Origin of the sequence: Streptomyces sp. NPDC007896, from assembly GCF_042959425.1 — a bacterium.
In the GTDB taxonomy this organism is placed as follows: Bacteria; Actinomycetota; Actinomycetes; order Streptomycetales; family Streptomycetaceae; genus Streptomyces.
In genome coordinates this window covers 881,021-895,565 of record NZ_JBIBKX010000001.1, presented here as the reverse complement: position 1 = coordinate 895,565, position 14,545 = coordinate 881,021, and the positions used below count along the sequence as shown (strand labels likewise).

The window sequence follows — 14,545 nt, the reverse complement described above, 5'->3', positions numbered from 1 at the left end:
GTCGGTGTCGGGTCACCGGGTGGCTTCGGAACAGCACATCTCCGTAGCCGTCCATTCCATTTCACCGAGGAACTTTCATGGCTTATCTGCGCGGATTCGTCCCCTGGATCGTCGCCGGCGTCGTCTCGTCCTTCGACTGGCGCTGGGGCGCGATCGCGGGCCTTGTGTCGGGACTGCTGCTCCTGCTGCAGGACCGCTTTCGCGGGGTCGGCCTCGACGCGCTGATCCTGGAGATCAGCACCGTCGCGTACTTCGTCGTGGTCGGCGCCGTGGCCGTCGCCGACCCGGGCTCGGCGCTGGCGGACCACACGGACGTCGTCTCCTTCGGCTGGCTGGCCGCCACCGCCTGGGGGACGCTGGCGATCCGGCGCCCCTTCACGCTGGGCATCGCCAAGCGCCAGACACCCCCCGAGTACTGGGACATGCCGGAGTTCGTCCGGGTCAACAACCACATCACCAGTGCCTGGGGCGCCGGCTTCACCTTCATCGGCGTCAGCCTGGCCGTCTGCGGCGCGGTGGACGCCCCGGCCTGGGTGGGCATCGCCGCCCATGTCGCCGGTCTCGTCGGCCCCGCCGTCTTCACGAAGGTCCATCCCGCCCGGGCCCAGGCGCGTCTGCTGGCCGCCCAGGCGCCGGTCACGGCCGTCCCCCGATAGACCGTCCCCTCCCCGTACGAGAAGGAGCAAACACATCGTGACCACCACCCCGGAAGCAAAGAACGTCGTTCTCGTCCATGGCGGATTCGTCGACGGATCGGGCTGGAGGGGGGTCTACGACCTGCTGCGCGCGGACGGCTACACCGTCAGCGTCGTCCAGAACCCCACGCTCTCGCTCGAAGGCGACGTCGCCACGACCAGGCGGGTACTCGACGCCCAGGACGGCCCGACCGTACTGGTCGGACACTCCTACGGCGGCGCGGTGATCTCCGAAGCGGGCACCCACGAGAAGGTGTCCGCACTCGTGTACGTCGCGGCGCTCGCACCCGACAAGGGCGAGTCCGTCAACACCCTCATCGCCGACCCGCCGCCCGGAGCTCCCGTCCCGCCGATCCTGCCCCCGAACGACGGGTTCCTCTTTCTCGACCGGGAGAAGTTCGCCGCGTCCTTCGCCGGTGACCTGCCCGCCGACGAGGCCCGCTTCCTGGCCGACTCCCAAGTCCCCTGGGGCGTGGACGCGTTGGGCGGGACCGTCAGCCTCCCCGCCTGGCGCACCAAGCCGAGCTTCTACCTGGTCGCCGCCGACGACCGCATGATCCCGCCCCCGGCCCAGCGCGCCATGGCCGAGCGGGCGGGCGCGACGGTGAGCGAGACCGGCGGCAGCCACGCCGTCTACGTGTCCAAGCCCGGCGAGGTCGCCGCGCTCGTCAAGAAGGCCGCCGCGGGAGCGAGCGCGTGACGAACGAGACAGCTCTTCCCCTGTATCTGCGGGGCCGCTTCGCCCCGGTGCCCAGGGAGCACAGCGCGGCCGACCTCACCGTGCGGGGCTCCCTGCCGCCCGACCTGGACGGCCGCTATCTGCGCAACGGCCCCAACCCGCTGCCCGGTCAGGACGAGGGGCACTGGTTCACCGGTCCCGGCATGCTCCACGGCATCCGGCTGCGCGACGGACGTGCCGAGTGGTACCGCAACCGTTGGATCCGCACCCGGCAGCTGGACGGGCACCCGTTCATCCGCGCGGACTTCACCGTCGACCTGGCCGCGACGCCCGCCAACACGCACGTGATCCGGCACGGCGACACCGTGCTGGCCCTGTGCGAGGTCGGTCTTCCCTACTGGGTCACCCCGGAGCTGGAGACCGTGGGACCGTACGACTTCGGCGGGCGGCTGACCACCGCGATGACCGCTCACCCCAAGGAGGACCCGGTCACGGGCGAACTGCACCTGTTCGGGGCCGGGTTCGCCCCGCCCTACCTCACCTACCACCGGGTCACCGCGGACGGACTGCTGCTCGACAGCCGACCGGTCGACGTGCCGGGTCCGACGATGATGCACGACTTCGCCCTCACCGAGCACCACATCGTGTGGATGGACCTGCCGGTCGTCCTCGATCCCACCCTGGCCGGTTCCGGCGGCGGCATGCCCTACCGGTGGGACGAGGAGTACGGCGCGCGGCTCGGGGTCATGTCCCGTACGCCAGGCAGCACCGACGTGCGGTGGTACGACGTCGATCCCTGCTACGTCTTCCATGTGGGCAACGCCTACGAAGATATGCGGGGGCGCGTCGTGCTGGACGCGGTGCGCTACGACCGCGCCGGCTTCCAGCACACCTGGTCGGACATCGGCGGTTCCACAGGGGCGAGCGGACCGGGCGGTCTGGTCGGGGTGAGGGAGCCCGGCCACTCCCAGGCCTCCGCCGTCCTGCACCGCTGGACCCTTGACCCGGCCACCGGCCGCGCCTCCGAGTCCCGACTGGACGACCGCGACGCCGAGTTCCCCACGCACAACGAGACCCTCACCGGGCGCGAGAACCGCTACCTCTACACCGTCTCCGGTGACGGCATCGCCAAACACGACCTCACGCGCCACACCAGTAACGCCTACGAGACGCCCGGCAGCCGCTACGCGGGCGAGGCGGTCTTCGTACCGGCGGTGGACGGCACCGGCGAGGACGAGGGGTGGCTCCTGTCGCTCGTCTCGAACGACGACGGCGAGGCCGGGGAACTCCTCGTCCTCGACGCCGCGGAGATGTCCGTCCAGGCCGTGGTGGAACTGCCCCACCCCGTCCCGGCGGGGTTCCACGGAAGCTGGTTGCCGGAGCCCGTCCAGCGGCCCTGAACGGCTGGACAGGTCCTAGGGCTCCCACGGCCTGACGCAGGAGCTCTATCCTGCGCGCATCGCCATCGCGACGGAGGCGTTCGGACATGATGCCCCTCACCTCACCCACGGACGAGGAACTCACCCGCCGGGCGCAAGCCGGCGAGACCGGAGCCCTCGGGCTGCTGCTGGCTCGCCACCAGGCGCCGATGCGCGCGGTGGCGATGAGCCTGCTCGGCTACGGCCCCGACGCGGAGGACGCGGTGCAGGACGCCGCACTGACCGCGCTGCGACGCATCGGGGACGTACGGGATCCCGCGGCCGTGGGGGCGTGGCTGCGGGCGATCGTGCGCAACGCCGCCCGCATGCGGCTGCGTGTCACCCGGGAGACGCCCGGCCTGGACGGCCTCGACCACCTGCACCCGTGTGATCACGAGCCGTCGCACCCGGAGCGGGTCGTCGAGCAGCACGCGATGCGGGACTGGATCTGGGACGCGGTGGAGGAACTGCCCGAGCAGCTGCGGCTGGTGCTGATGCTGCGGCACTTCAGCGGCATCACGTCGTACCAGGAGATCGCCGCCGCCTGTGAGATACCGGTCGGCACGGTGCGCAGCCGGCTCAACCAGGCCAGGGCGAAGCTGGCCCAGGTGCTGTTGTCGACCGCCGCCCACGCGCACGACGACGCTTCCGTTCTCACCGAGGAGAGCAGGCAGGAGGCCCTGGAGACCTTGCGGGGTGCCGCGCGTGGCAACCTGCCCCGGGAGATAGCCGAGCTGTGGCCGGCCGAGACCGAACTGGTCGGTGCGCTCAGCCGAACAGGAGAACGCACCCACCCCTTCCCGGCCATGCGGCAGAACCGGGAATCCGGGGTGCGTCAGCACCTGCGCCATGTGGTGGCCAGCCGGGACATCGCCATCTGGGAGATGGACGTCATCAACCCCGTCGGCGCCGTCAGCCCCTGCCCGCCGACCCTCGCCTGGCTCATGTTCCGGCGGGACAGAAGAGTTCAACGACTACGGGTGGTCTTTCCCGAACCTCCGCGGTGAGTGTGGTTCCGGCGGGGGGCAGTGACGATCACGGTCTTGGCTGCTTGGGCCGCTTCAGCGTGTGGCAGGCGTGCCGGGGTCCATGCTGGGGCGAGATCTGGCCGACGAGTTCCCGGAAGCAGATCAGGGCGGTGATGGGTGGGATTCCGACGACGACCATCGCCAGCAGGGAGCGCGGGGACTGGCCGACGCAGAGGGCGACCGCCGTGGCGGAGGCGATCAGCATCACGGACCAGGACCGTCTGGCGCTCCGGTGCTGAACGGACGCTCGAAGAATGGACAGACCTGCCACGAGCCACGGTCCGTACACCATGAGTGGCCACCATCGCGCCAACTTTGCCGAAACGACCAGCAATGAAATGCCACGCAGTTGGTTGTATGAATAAGAGACGGACCATCCCAGCATCATCACTGCGGATACAATGATCATTACGACCAGGAAAACAACCGTGATGATCCTGTGTTTAGCGGCAATGGCGTGGAATCCCGGCCGGGGCCTGCGCCGGTTGACCGGGCGGCGCGGCTGGGCGTGGCTGTGCGGCGGGGCCGGAGCGGCGGGCGTCACGCTCGACGTCGTGTACAGCATCTGCGCCAGCTCTTCGTCCGGATCCCACGCGTCCGGCTCGATCGCGGGCTCGGGGACGCGCCAGAAGTGTTGCGTCCCGAGCGGATCGGCGCCGGTGAACGGTGGGTTCAGCGGATCATAGGCGGTGGCTCGCGGATCGAACTGAATGTCGCGGAGGGTGGGATCGTCCTGAGTCCAGTCCATCTGTCTGCAGCTCCTTTGCGCCCTGGCTCAGCGGGATCCGTCTGCGGTGTGTCCGTCCCACGTGGCCCGCAGGTATTCGCTTTCCATGCGGGTCATGGCCTTGAGGAACTCCTCGAGCAGGTCCGCGCAGTGCTCCAGGCGTGCCCTCCCGTCGGCGGTATCGAGCCAGTCGTTTGCGTGCATATCTTTTGTCGTCACGGCTGAATAACGAGCACCATAGGGCGTAAGGCATTCGGTCATTCAGGGGAATGTACGTCCATAGATCCATAGATCAATTGAGATGATCGTGGTGTTATCGAGGCGAGGGCCCCGCCGGTTCCGGCGGGGCCCGTTGCGGGGGTTCGTGGGGCGGACGTCAGCTCGTTTCGACGCCGACCGTCAGCGTGCCCGTGTAGCCCGACGCGGCCGTGCTGCCCAGGGCCGTCAGGGTGAGGAGGCCGGACGCGGCGCCTCCGTCGTCGTAGATCGAGTCCTGGGCGAGGGTGGTGCGGGTGACCGTGTTCGTGGAGTACGGGGAGATCCTGGCCACCGCCGTGGTGATCGTTTCGTTGAAGAAGAGCTGGCCGGTGTGGAGTTCCCGGCCGCCGGTGAAGCTGCCGTCCGAGGTGAGCGTGACTCCCGTGTGCACCTTGAGGTGGATGTGGATGCAGCGGCCCCGGTACCAGCCGGGGTAGATCGTGGTGAGGTTCGCGACGCCGCCGGCGTTGGTGAGGACGCCGCCCCGCAGGAACGAACCGTCGTCCGGTTCGCTGTGGCCGTTGTTGCCGACGAAGCCGGAGTACTCGCCCAGCGCGTCGCAGTGCCAGATCTCCACGAGGGCGCCGGAGAGCGGGACGCAGGTGTCGTCGTCGACGACGGTGAGCGCGAGCTTGAGCGGGACGCCCGGCTTGCTCTCGGTGATGTCGGCGCGGACCAGGGCGCCGTCCAGGTAGTAGGGGCCTTCGGTCATCTCCTTGGTGAGGGTGCAGACGGCCGCCGCGGCGACGGGGGCCGAGTCCACCGTCTTGGCCGTGTCGGTTGTGGGGGCTTCCGGTGCGGCGGCGCCCACGGCCAGGGTGGCGGCCGTGGCGCCGGTGGCGATCAGCACCGTACGGCGCCCGATCGGGTGGGCTGCTCCTGAAGTGTCTGTCATGAACACGGCAGATTAGGAACGGATGCTGTTGGTCAGCTGTCAGTACGGCAAAGTGATGAGCCGTCAAGTTCCTTGTGAGACACGTGAACCGGGTCTGGGTCGGGTTGCCTCAGACGGTCGCTTCGAGGGTCACGTCGATGTTCCCCCGTGTGGCGTTGGAGTAGGGGCAGACCTGGTGCGTGGTCTGCACGAGCTGGTCGGCGGTCGCCTGCTCCACGCCGGGCAGGTGGACCGACAGCTTCACGGCCAGGGTGAAGCCCCCGTCCTCCTTGCTGAGCAGGCTCACGGTCGACGTGACGGTGGAACCGGGCACCTTCACATCCTGCTGGGCCGCGATCAGCCGCAGTCCGTTGTGGAAGCAGGCCGCGTAGCCCGCGGCGAAGAGCTGCTCGGGGTTGGTCCTGTCGCCGCCGGGGCCGCCCATCTCCTTCGGCACGGCGAGGACCTCGTCGAGGACTCCGTCGAGGCTACGGACCTCCCCGTTGCGGCCGTCGCCGGTCGAGAGGGCCTCGGTGGTGTAGAGCGTGGTGGTGGACATGGTGTCTCCTTCTGGCTGGACTTGGGCAGGTTTGAGTAGGCACGCGTGGGCATGCCGAAGAGAGGGGTGAGGATCACCCCGGCTACTGGACGGAAACGGAATCCGTGTCGGCGGCCGTCCGCGTGCGCGGGGCGGTGACCTGGGCGAGCAGGGTCAGTGCTGCCTGCGAGGAGGACTCCGCCGCCGCGGTGACCGCGACGATGCGCTGCCCCGGCTCGTTCGGGACCGGCATCGCCTGCTGGACGACGTCCATCGGGCCGACCAGAGGATGCCGCATCCGGTGTGTCGCGATGTCCCAGGCGCGAACGCGGTGTTCGGACCAGAGGGTGGTGAACTCCCGGCTTTTCATCGTCAGGTGACCGATCAGCTCGGCCAGCTCCGGATCGTCGGGGTACTCCCCGACCGCGAGCCGCAGCTTGCCCACCGCGTCCCTGGCCTTGCGCGGCCAGTCCTCGTACAGATCACGCGTGTGCGGATCCAGGAAGACCAGCCGTGCGGTGTTGGGGCGCCGGGCCGGCTGCTCGGGACTGTCCGGATCGAGATGCCCGGCGAACAGCGCGTGCCCGGTGCGGTTCCATGCCAGGACGTCGCTCCGGCGGCCGAGCACGATCACCGGGGTGTCCCCGAAGGCGGCGATCAGCTGCCTCGTCGCCTCGGAGACACGCTCGGGTGCGGGGCGGCGGGGCCGACTCCTGCCGCTCTTGCGCACCACCCCGGCGAGGTCGTGCAGGTGGCGGTGTTCGGTCTCGTCCAGGCGGAGCGCCCGGGCGATCGCGTCCAGTACCTCCACGGAGGCGTTGAGGGACAGTCCCTGCTCCAGCCGCGTGTAGTAGGACTGGCTCACCCCCGCCAGCTGGGCCAGCTCGTCGCGCCGCAGCCCGGGCACGCGCCGACGCTCCCCGAACGTCGAGAGCCCGACGTCGGCGGGCCGCAGCTGCGCGCGACGCGTACGGAGGAATCGACCGAGCTGGTCCTTGCTGTTCATGGACTTGAGTATGGGCGGGTCGGGCGTGGGTAGCCTGCCCCTCCCAGTGACACGTTGTGACTCCGTCGGTTCAGCGGTGGTTGGCGGAGGCGTAGTTGAGGAAGTCGGCCCAGGTGGTGGGGGAGAGGGTGAGGTGGGGGCCGTCCGTGTTCTTGGAGTCGCGGACGTGGATGGTACGGGGGCAGGTGGCGACCTCGACGCAGTCGCCGTCGCCGCTGCTGCTGTAGCTGCTCTTGAACCAGGCCAGTTCGGACGTGCTCATAGCGCTCCTCGCATCCGCTCCAGCAGGCTCACGGAGTCCTGAAGGGTGAGAGCCTGCGAACGCATCCTGGCATACCGCCGCTGGAGGACGCTGATCTCTTTTGGGTCGGAGAAGAACAGGCCGCCGCGCTGGGCTTCGTTGTAGGCGTACCACTTGTTGTCGGGGGTCTCCAGCTGCTGGAGGGGGCCCGCCATTCCGGCATGCGACTCCAGCACCAACGGCATGATCTGGACCTCGACGTTCCGCAGCGCGGAGACCTCCAGTACATGGTCGATGAGCTCGCGCGTGACCTCGACTCCGCCTGTACGCCGCAGGAACAAGTGCTCTTCGAGGATGAAGCTGAAGGCGGTGTTCGGTCGCTCTCGCAACAGCCTTTGACGCTCGGCCCGCGCTGCCCACTGGGCCTCGATCTGCTCGTCGTCCAGGGACGGCAACCGATCGGTGAACAGCTGCCGCGCATACCCCTCCGTCTGCAACAGACCCGGAATCAACCGGCACTCATAGGTATAGAGAGTGATCGCGGTCGTCTCCAACCGCGCCCACTGCCGAAACCACGCCGCCAACCCCGGCTGCCTCGCCAGATGCCCCGCCGCCTTCCGTAACGCCCCGGTGTTGCCCAACACCTCCTCCGCCCGCTCGACGAACGTCGGATCCGGCATCCTCCGCCCCAGCTCCACCGACGCCACCGTGTGTTTGGAGAACCGCACCCGTTCCCCGAACTCCTCCCGGCTCAGCCCCGCATGCTCCCGCAGGGCCTGTACGACCGCCCCGAACGTCCGCAGACTGTCCGACGACTCGGGCTCTCCACCCGTCCCCACCGCACCATCGACCACCATGGGTCACCTCCCGCACCCCATGGTCACGCCCAGTGACCGGTACTGTCCAGTCCGTCACCGCGTACGCTCGCGCAGCGTACGCGGCGCCGACCTGGTGAAGTGCCTCGATCACCGTCAGATTGGGCCCATGACCGCACCATCCACCCCCCAACACCCGGTTACCGTACGTGTGTTCACGCAGCGCCTCAGTGCCACCCCGCGCGGCGCCCGCCTCGCACGTCACCTCGCCCTGCACCAGCTGCACGCCTGGGGCATCCCGCACGGCACGGACGTCTCCGACGCCGTCGCCGTGATCGTCGCCGAGCTGGCCGCCAACGCGGTCACGCACGGGCGCGTACCGGGGCGGGACTTCGAGCTGCGGCTGTCGCTCGTCACGGGCAGCGTCCGCGTCGAGGTCACCGACACGCGCAGTGGGCCGCGTCCGCCGGGACCCGGTGACGTACCGGCCGCCCGCCCCCTCGACGAAGGCGGTCGGGGCCTCGTACTCGTCGAGGCGCTCGCCGACCGGTGGGAGGTGCTGGACCGGGAGCCGCCCGGCAAGACCGTCCGTGCCGAGGTGGACCTGCCCAGGTGGCTGTCCCTGGTCAGGAGGTCGAGCGTGTCGCCTTCCCGATCGACGACAGCACCGCCTCCGGATCCCCGCCCGGAGCCACCGACTTGCCGATCTGTGCCCTGATCGACGCCGCCACCTGGGACCAGTTGGTCTCGGAGAGGGGGTAGAGCTCCATGTTGTCCAGGGCGTCCAGGCCGTTCCAGAGCTTGCTGTACTGCTTGTCCTCGCGCATGGCGGCGCTCGCCGCGGTGGTCACGGGCAGGAGCTGGTACTCGGCGGCCTGCTGGGTGACGTACTTGTCGCCGTAGAGGAAGTCGAGGAACTTGCCCGTCTCCTCGCGGTGGCCGGCCGAGCGGAAGGCGATCGTCCAGTCGGCCGTGCCCATGGTCGGCACGGTCCGGCCGGTGCGGCTCGGGAGCGCGACGGTGCCGTAGGGGACGCTCAGGGTCGAGTCCTCGATCTGGCGCATCAGGGAGAGCGGGGCGTTGACCATGGCCGCCTTGCCGTCCATGAAGGCCTGGAGGGCGGCGCCGCGGTTGAGCTTGCCGGGGAGGGTCGGGCCCGTGAGACCTTCGGCGACGAGGGAGGAGCGCAGCCACTTCAGCGTGGAGACGTTCTCCTTGGAGGTGAGGGCGTAGCTGCCGCTGTTGTCGGTGTAGCCGCCGCCTCCGGCCAGCAGCCAGGCCAGGGTCTCGGCCTCCGCCTCCTCCGGGCCGAGGGGCAGCGCGATCGGGTACGTCACGCCCATGGCCTTCAACACGCGGGCGTCCGTGAGGAGTTGCTGCCAGGTGGTGGGGGGCTTCAGGCCCGCCCGGGAGAAGAGGTCCTTGTTGTAGTACAGGAGGCGGGTGCTCGCCGTGAACGGCAGGCCGTACTGGACGCGGCGCACCTGCCCGGCCTCGGCGAGGCTCGGTACGAAGCTGCCCTGGGCGGAGATCGACAGCAGCTCGTCCGCCCGGTAGAGCATGCCCTTGGCCGCGTACTCGGCGTAGCTGTCGGTCTGCACGACGTCCGGCGCCCTGCCCTGCTTGACGAGCGCGGCGACCTTCGCGTCGACCTCGTCGGCCGGGTAGACCTTCGTCTCCACCCGGATGTCGGGATGGGCGGCCTGGAAGGCGAGACCGACGCGGTCCCAGAAGCCGACGGAGTTCTTGTGGACGCTGTCGCCGTAGTTCGTGGCGACGACGGTGAGGGTCGTGGTCTTCGCCTCCGACCCGGAGTCCTTGCCGCAGCCGCTCACGCCCACCGTGAGGCCCAGCGCGGCCGTCATCGTCATCATGATCCGGGCTCTGCGACGCACGGCTCCCACCCCTCCTGGACGAAGAGCGTTGATCGTAGGCCGGGAGGGGCGGTGGCCACAGGGCCGCCGCCGTTGCGTTTTGGTTCCGGTGGTGTGACGGGACAGGTGATCTCATGGGCGCCGTCAACGACTCACAAGGAGATCGACCGTTGGTTGCCAGCAATCTTGTTCTCATCTCCAACGCCGGTGACGTGGGCCGCACGGTCCTCGACCAGCTGCGCGCGCGGGACGTGCCCGTGCGGGTGATGGTCCGCCGCGACGACGATCGTGCTGCCGAGTTGCGCGTGCTCGGCGCGGAGGTCGTCATCGGAGACCTGACCCGGCCCGAGACCGTCGCCGCCGCGCTGGAGGGTGTCGGGCGGGTGTACTTCGCGATGCCCGTGTCGCCGGACCAGCTGCTGGCGGCGGCCGTCGTGGCCAGCGTGGCGCGCGAGCAGGGGGAGCTGGACGGCCTGGTCGACATGTCCCAGATGACGGTGTCGCAGATGACCGCCACCAGCACCGGGGAGTCGCACCAGCAGCGGCTGCACTGGCTGTCGGAGCAGGTACTGAACTGGTCGGGACTGCCAGTGGTCCACATCCGGCCGACGGCGTTCCTGGACAATCCGCTGTTCACCACACTGGCGGCGCGGTCGATCCGGGACAACGGCACGATCGCGCTGCCGTTCGGCACCGGACGCACCTCGCCGGTCGCCGTGGACGACGTCGCCCGGGTCGTCGCCACCGTGCTCCGCGACCCGGCCCCGCACATCGGGCACGTCTACGAGCTGACCGGGCCACGCACCGTCGACATGACCGAGATGGCCGAGGAGTTCTCACGGGCGCTGGGGCGTCCGGTGTCCTATGTCGACGTGCCTTTGGGCCAGTGGCGGACCGAGGTGCTCGCCGAGGCGGGCCTGCCGCCGCATACCGAACAGCACATCGCCACCATGGCCCGACTGCACCGGGAGAACCGCTACGACCGCGCATCCGACGACGTCGAACGCGTCACGGGCGTGCCTGCCCAGACGATCGAGGCGTTCGTGGCCGCGCGCAGGGACTTCTACCTGGGCTGATCCTCACGTCTGCGCCGTGATCGGCTGGGCAGGTCCTAGCCGACCTGGTTGTACATCGCGCCCGCCGCCGGCCAGCCCGTGGGCTGGGGCGCGGGCGTGGGTTCCGGCTCGGTGCGGCCCCGTACCTGGGCTGCGGTCAGGCCCCGGTTGCGCAGGCCCGGCATGCCGGTCTGGCCCAGCCCGGCGGCCGGGGCGGGGGCCATGGCGGGCATCGCCGGTGCCTGCGGCGGCGGCTGCATCGACCGTGCCTGTGCCTGGGCCGCCGGTGACGGGGCCTGGGCGACGGCGGGGATCGGCGCCTGCTGTCGTTGTGCCTGTGCCTGAGCCTGTGCGGTCTGGGCCATCTGCGCCATCTGAGCGACCGCGGACATCGGCGGCGCCTGCGGCATCATCTGGGCGGCCGGTTGCATCTGAGGGGCGGGCTGCATCTGGGCCACCCCGGGCATCTGGGCCACCCCGGGCATCTGCGCGACGTTGGGCATCTGCGCGACGTTGGGCATCTGGGCCACGTTGGGCATCTGGGCGACCGCGGGCATGGGCATGGGCTGCTGCTGCGGCGGCGCAGGCGCGGGCATGCGTGCCGCGGGCTGCTGCTGCGGCGGCATCATCGCGGCGGCCGGAGCCGGGGCGGGGACCAGGCCCGGCATACCGGTGGGGGCCTGCGCCGGGGCCGGGCCCGGCCAGGTCTGGGCGGGCGGCAGGCTCGGCATCGCGGCGGCCTGCGCGGCCAGCGGCATGCCGACCCCGTTCGTCTCGCTGATCAGACGGTCCACCGCCGCCGTACCCGAGCTGTAGCTGGTCCCTGTGCCCAGCTCGGGTACGGCGGCTCCCCTCCTGGACCCGTAGAGCACCTGTTCCATGCCGGACACCAGGCGACGCACGTCCGTCTGGGGGCGCACCACGAGTCTCAGGAAGCGACTGGACGAGCCGATCTTGTTGCCGCACTCACGGACCAGGATCCGGTGCTCGGTCAGCAGCCGGTCGCGGACGACGGTGCCCTCGGCGCCCACGGGAAGCCGTACGAAGAGGAAGTTGCCCTGCGAGGGGTAGACCGTCAGGCCGGGGAGCGCCGAGAGCTGGCGGGCCATGTCGAGGCGGTCGCGGCGCACCAGGTGCAGGCTCTCCATGTACTCGGCGCCGTGCTCCTTGAGCATGAACACCACGGTCTCCGCGAAGGAGTTGAGGTTCCACTTGGGCAGCATGGAGCGGATCTTGCCCGCGAGCGCGGGGTTGGCCACGAGGTAGCCGAAGCGGATGCCGTGCAGGCCGAAGTTCTTGCCGAGGCTGCGCAGCACGATGACATTGGGCCGCAGGACGGCCTCTTCCACGACACTCGGGTCGTTCTCGGCGTCGGCGAACTCCAGGAACGACTCGTCGATGACGATCAGGTCCAGGTCCTGGAGCTGGTCCATGAAGTTGACGACCGCGCGGCGGCTGAGGAAGCCGCCGTCGGGGTTGTTCGGGTTGCAGATGACGGCGACACGGGTGCCGCGGGCGCGGATGAACTCGATGTACTGGGCCGGGTCCAGAGCGAAGCCGTTGGACTCCATGAGCGGGAACATGTCGACCCGCTTGCCGGTCTCCATGGGCTGGTCGGTCCAGCGGCCGAAGGTGGGGACGGGGATGGCGAGGGACTCGCGCACGAGCAGGTGGTCGATCCAGGTGATCAGTTCCGTGGAGCCGTTGCCCATCGCGACGCAGCTCGGCGGGAGTTGGAGCAGCGCGCACAGCTCGGCCGTGATCGTGTCGGCGCTGCTCGGGTAGTACGTGATGATCTCGCGCAACCGCCCGGCAAGTTCGTCGAACATGCCGGGGGTGGGGAAGTACGGGTTGCACGGGATGCAGAAGTCGATCGGGCCGACTCCATCGCTCTCGCGGGCCAGCGCAGCCATCGAGGGGCTGTGCGCCGCAGTACCGCGGAACAGCGAGGCGACGTTGTCGGCCATGGAACCTCCGGTCTCTGGGTGGCCCGTGCGGGGGAGCACGGGCCGTCCTTTCATACGGAGGCGGAGGGGGCGCCGTTCAACTCGTGGGGATCGAGTAAGGGTTGACTTTTCCAGGCAACCGAAAGGGCCCCGGTGGCGTCACCCACCGAGGCCCCGATGTCACGCGGACGTCAGACGGATGTCACGCGCTGAACGAGTGGACCGTCGTCGTGCGGTATGTCTGCTCAGGTCGCAGCACCGTCGAGGGGAACGACGGGTGGTTCGGCGAGTCCGGGAAGTGCTGGGTCTCCAGGCACATGCCGTCGCCCTGCCGGTAGGTGTGTCCGGAGGGGCCGACCAGGGTGCCGTCCAGGAAGTTGCCCGAGTAGAACTGCACGCCCGGCTGGTCCGTCGCGATCTTCAGGGTGCGGCCGGACTTCGGGTCGCGCAGGGTCGCGATGTGCTCGGGCTTGGCGGTGACGCCCTTGTCGAGGACCCAGTTGTGGTCGAAGCCCTTGGCGGTGACCAGTTGCGGGTGGCCGACGCGGATGTCGCGGCCGATCGGCTTGGCCTTGCGGAAGTCGAAGGGGGTGCCCGCGACCTTGGCCAGCTCGCCGGTGGGGATCAGCCCCGAGTCGGTGGGCGTGTAGCGGCCCGCGGCCAGGTGCAGCTCGTGGTCGTAGATGCCGCCGCTGCCCTCGCCGGCGAGGTTGTAGTACGTGTGGTTGGTGAGGTTGACGACCGTGGCCTTGTCGGTGGTGGCCCGGTAGTCGATGCGCCAGTCGCCGTGCCTGGTGAGGGTGTACGTCACCTTCACCTTGAGCGTGCCCGGGTAGCCCATCTCGCCGTCGACGCTGGTGTAGTGGAGGTGCAGGCCGACGTCGGAGCCCGAGGTGAAGCCCTCGATGTCCCACACCTTGGTGTTGAAGCCCTTGGCGCCGCCGTGCAGGCTGTTCACGCCGTCGTTGACGGAGAGCTGGTAGGCCTTGCCGTCCAGGGTGAACTGTCCCTTGGCGATGCGGTTGCCGTAGCGGCCGATCGTCGCCCCGAAGAACGTCGTCCCGGCGACGTACGAGGCGAGGTTGTCGTATCCGAGGGAGACGTTGGCGTAGCGGCCGTGCCGGTCGGGGATCTCCAGGGACTGGACGATGCCGCCGTAGGAGATGACCTTCAGGCGCGTGCCGCCGTTCTCCAGCGACCAGCGGTAGACCTTGGTGCCGTCGGCGAGCTTGCCGAAGAGCTCCTTCACCGGCTTCCTGCCTCCTGTGCTGGCGTGGGCGGTACCGACCGTGCCGGCGGCGAGTCCCGCGGCCGCGGCCGCGGCGATGACCGTACGTCTGCTCGTTTCCATGTGCGGCTCCAGTGGAAGAGGAAGGCCCCCACCGGAGTGG

The 14,545-nt window shown here is 69.6% G+C and carries 16 protein-coding genes; 6 read left to right on the top strand and 10 right to left on the bottom strand.

Features of this window, described 5'->3' with window-relative positions:
* Positions 1 to 77 precede the first annotated feature (77 nt).
* From ACFZDJ_RS04115 to ACFZDJ_RS04100, 4 genes are all read left to right on the top strand, one after another.
* Positions 78 to 656: a hypothetical protein gene (locus ACFZDJ_RS04115; RefSeq protein WP_168508507.1), complete on the top strand. Its 579-nt coding sequence runs from the start codon at positions 78 to 80 to the stop codon at positions 654 to 656.
* Positions 657 to 693: 37 nt separating this feature from the next.
* Positions 694 to 1,395 (top strand): alpha/beta fold hydrolase, encoded by a 702-nt coding sequence (locus ACFZDJ_RS04110; protein WP_391055943.1) that lies wholly within the window; start codon positions 694 to 696, stop codon positions 1,393 to 1,395.
* On the top strand, positions 1,392 to 2,774 hold the full coding sequence (locus ACFZDJ_RS04105; RefSeq protein WP_391055940.1) for a carotenoid oxygenase family protein: 1,383 nt from the start codon (positions 1,392 to 1,394) through the stop codon (positions 2,772 to 2,774). Before ACFZDJ_RS04110 ends, ACFZDJ_RS04105 begins: the two co-directional genes overlap by 4 nt.
* An 86-nt stretch (positions 2,775 to 2,860) precedes the next feature.
* The gene (locus ACFZDJ_RS04100; protein WP_391055937.1) at positions 2,861 to 3,799 is read left to right on the top strand and encodes a sigma-70 family RNA polymerase sigma factor; all 939 of its coding nucleotides are present in this window, start codon (positions 2,861 to 2,863) and stop codon (positions 3,797 to 3,799) included.
* A gap of 28 nt (positions 3,800 to 3,827) precedes the next feature.
* On the opposite strand, the gene ACFZDJ_RS04095 is transcribed toward ACFZDJ_RS04100, so the two are convergent.
* The 7 genes from ACFZDJ_RS04095 to ACFZDJ_RS04065 all read right to left on the bottom strand — a co-directional run bounded on the left by ACFZDJ_RS04095 (position 3,828) and on the right by ACFZDJ_RS04065 (position 8,321).
* On the bottom strand, positions 3,828 to 4,568 hold the full coding sequence (locus ACFZDJ_RS04095; protein WP_168508503.1) for a DUF2637 domain-containing protein: 741 nt from the start codon (positions 4,566 to 4,568) through the stop codon (positions 3,828 to 3,830).
* 27 nt (positions 4,569 to 4,595) lie between these two features.
* Positions 4,596 to 4,808 carry a hypothetical protein gene (locus tag ACFZDJ_RS04090; RefSeq protein WP_143601534.1) on the bottom strand — a complete coding sequence of 71 codons (213 nt, stop codon included), beginning with the start codon at positions 4,806 to 4,808 and terminating at the stop codon, positions 4,596 to 4,598.
* Between the two features lie 115 nt (positions 4,809 to 4,923).
* A complete protein-coding gene (locus ACFZDJ_RS04085; RefSeq protein WP_391055935.1) occupies positions 4,924 to 5,700 on the bottom strand; it encodes an intradiol ring-cleavage dioxygenase in 777 nt (258 codons plus the stop codon).
* A 109-nt stretch (positions 5,701 to 5,809) separates the two neighbouring features.
* Positions 5,810 to 6,238, bottom strand: a complete 429-nt coding sequence (locus ACFZDJ_RS04080) for an organic hydroperoxide resistance protein (RefSeq protein WP_382178253.1) — start codon at positions 6,236 to 6,238, stop codon at positions 5,810 to 5,812.
* Positions 6,239 to 6,320: 82 nt separating this feature from the next.
* Complete coding sequence (locus ACFZDJ_RS04075) at positions 6,321 to 7,223, bottom strand: helix-turn-helix domain-containing protein (protein WP_391055932.1); 903 nt, start codon at positions 7,221 to 7,223, stop codon at positions 6,321 to 6,323.
* Between the two features lie 70 nt (positions 7,224 to 7,293).
* Complete coding sequence (locus tag ACFZDJ_RS04070) at positions 7,294 to 7,485, bottom strand: DUF397 domain-containing protein (RefSeq protein ID WP_391055930.1); 192 nt, start codon at positions 7,483 to 7,485, stop codon at positions 7,294 to 7,296.
* Positions 7,482 to 8,321: a Scr1 family TA system antitoxin-like transcriptional regulator gene (locus ACFZDJ_RS04065; RefSeq protein ID WP_390927662.1), complete on the bottom strand. Its 840-nt coding sequence runs from the start codon at positions 8,319 to 8,321 to the stop codon at positions 7,482 to 7,484. The genes ACFZDJ_RS04070 and ACFZDJ_RS04065 overlap by 4 nt, the downstream gene beginning before the upstream one ends.
* 127 nt (positions 8,322 to 8,448) lie before the next feature.
* Here ACFZDJ_RS04065 and ACFZDJ_RS04060 point away from each other — a divergent pair, with 127 nt between their 5' ends.
* Positions 8,449 to 8,997, top strand: a complete 549-nt coding sequence (locus tag ACFZDJ_RS04060) for an ATP-binding protein (RefSeq protein WP_390927664.1) — start codon at positions 8,449 to 8,451, stop codon at positions 8,995 to 8,997.
* Here ACFZDJ_RS04060 and ACFZDJ_RS04055 read toward each other — a convergent pair.
* The gene (locus tag ACFZDJ_RS04055) at positions 8,906 to 10,174 is read right to left on the bottom strand and encodes an extracellular solute-binding protein (protein ID WP_391055927.1); all 1,269 of its coding nucleotides are present in this window, start codon (positions 10,172 to 10,174) and stop codon (positions 8,906 to 8,908) included. The two genes, ACFZDJ_RS04060 and ACFZDJ_RS04055, sit on opposite strands and share 92 nt — an antisense overlap.
* A gap of 149 nt (positions 10,175 to 10,323) precedes the next feature.
* Here ACFZDJ_RS04055 and ACFZDJ_RS04050 point away from each other — a divergent pair, with 149 nt between their 5' ends.
* Positions 10,324 to 11,229, top strand: coding sequence for an NAD(P)H-binding protein (locus ACFZDJ_RS04050; RefSeq protein WP_391055924.1), 906 nt, complete (start codon positions 10,324 to 10,326; stop codon positions 11,227 to 11,229).
* Positions 11,230 to 11,264: 35 nt separating this feature from the next.
* Here the strand turns inward: ACFZDJ_RS04050 and ACFZDJ_RS04045 are convergent, their stop codons facing one another.
* Together ACFZDJ_RS04045 and ACFZDJ_RS04040 are read right to left on the bottom strand one after the other, a co-directional pair.
* Positions 11,265 to 13,175, bottom strand: a complete 1,911-nt coding sequence (locus tag ACFZDJ_RS04045) for an aminotransferase class I/II-fold pyridoxal phosphate-dependent enzyme (RefSeq protein ID WP_391055922.1) — start codon at positions 13,173 to 13,175, stop codon at positions 11,265 to 11,267.
* 181 nt (positions 13,176 to 13,356) lie between these two features.
* Entirely contained in the window at positions 13,357 to 14,505 is a 1,149-nt protein-coding gene (locus ACFZDJ_RS04040) for a galactose-1-epimerase (protein ID WP_391055919.1), read from the bottom strand.
* Between the last annotated feature and the right edge of the window lie 40 nt (positions 14,506 to 14,545).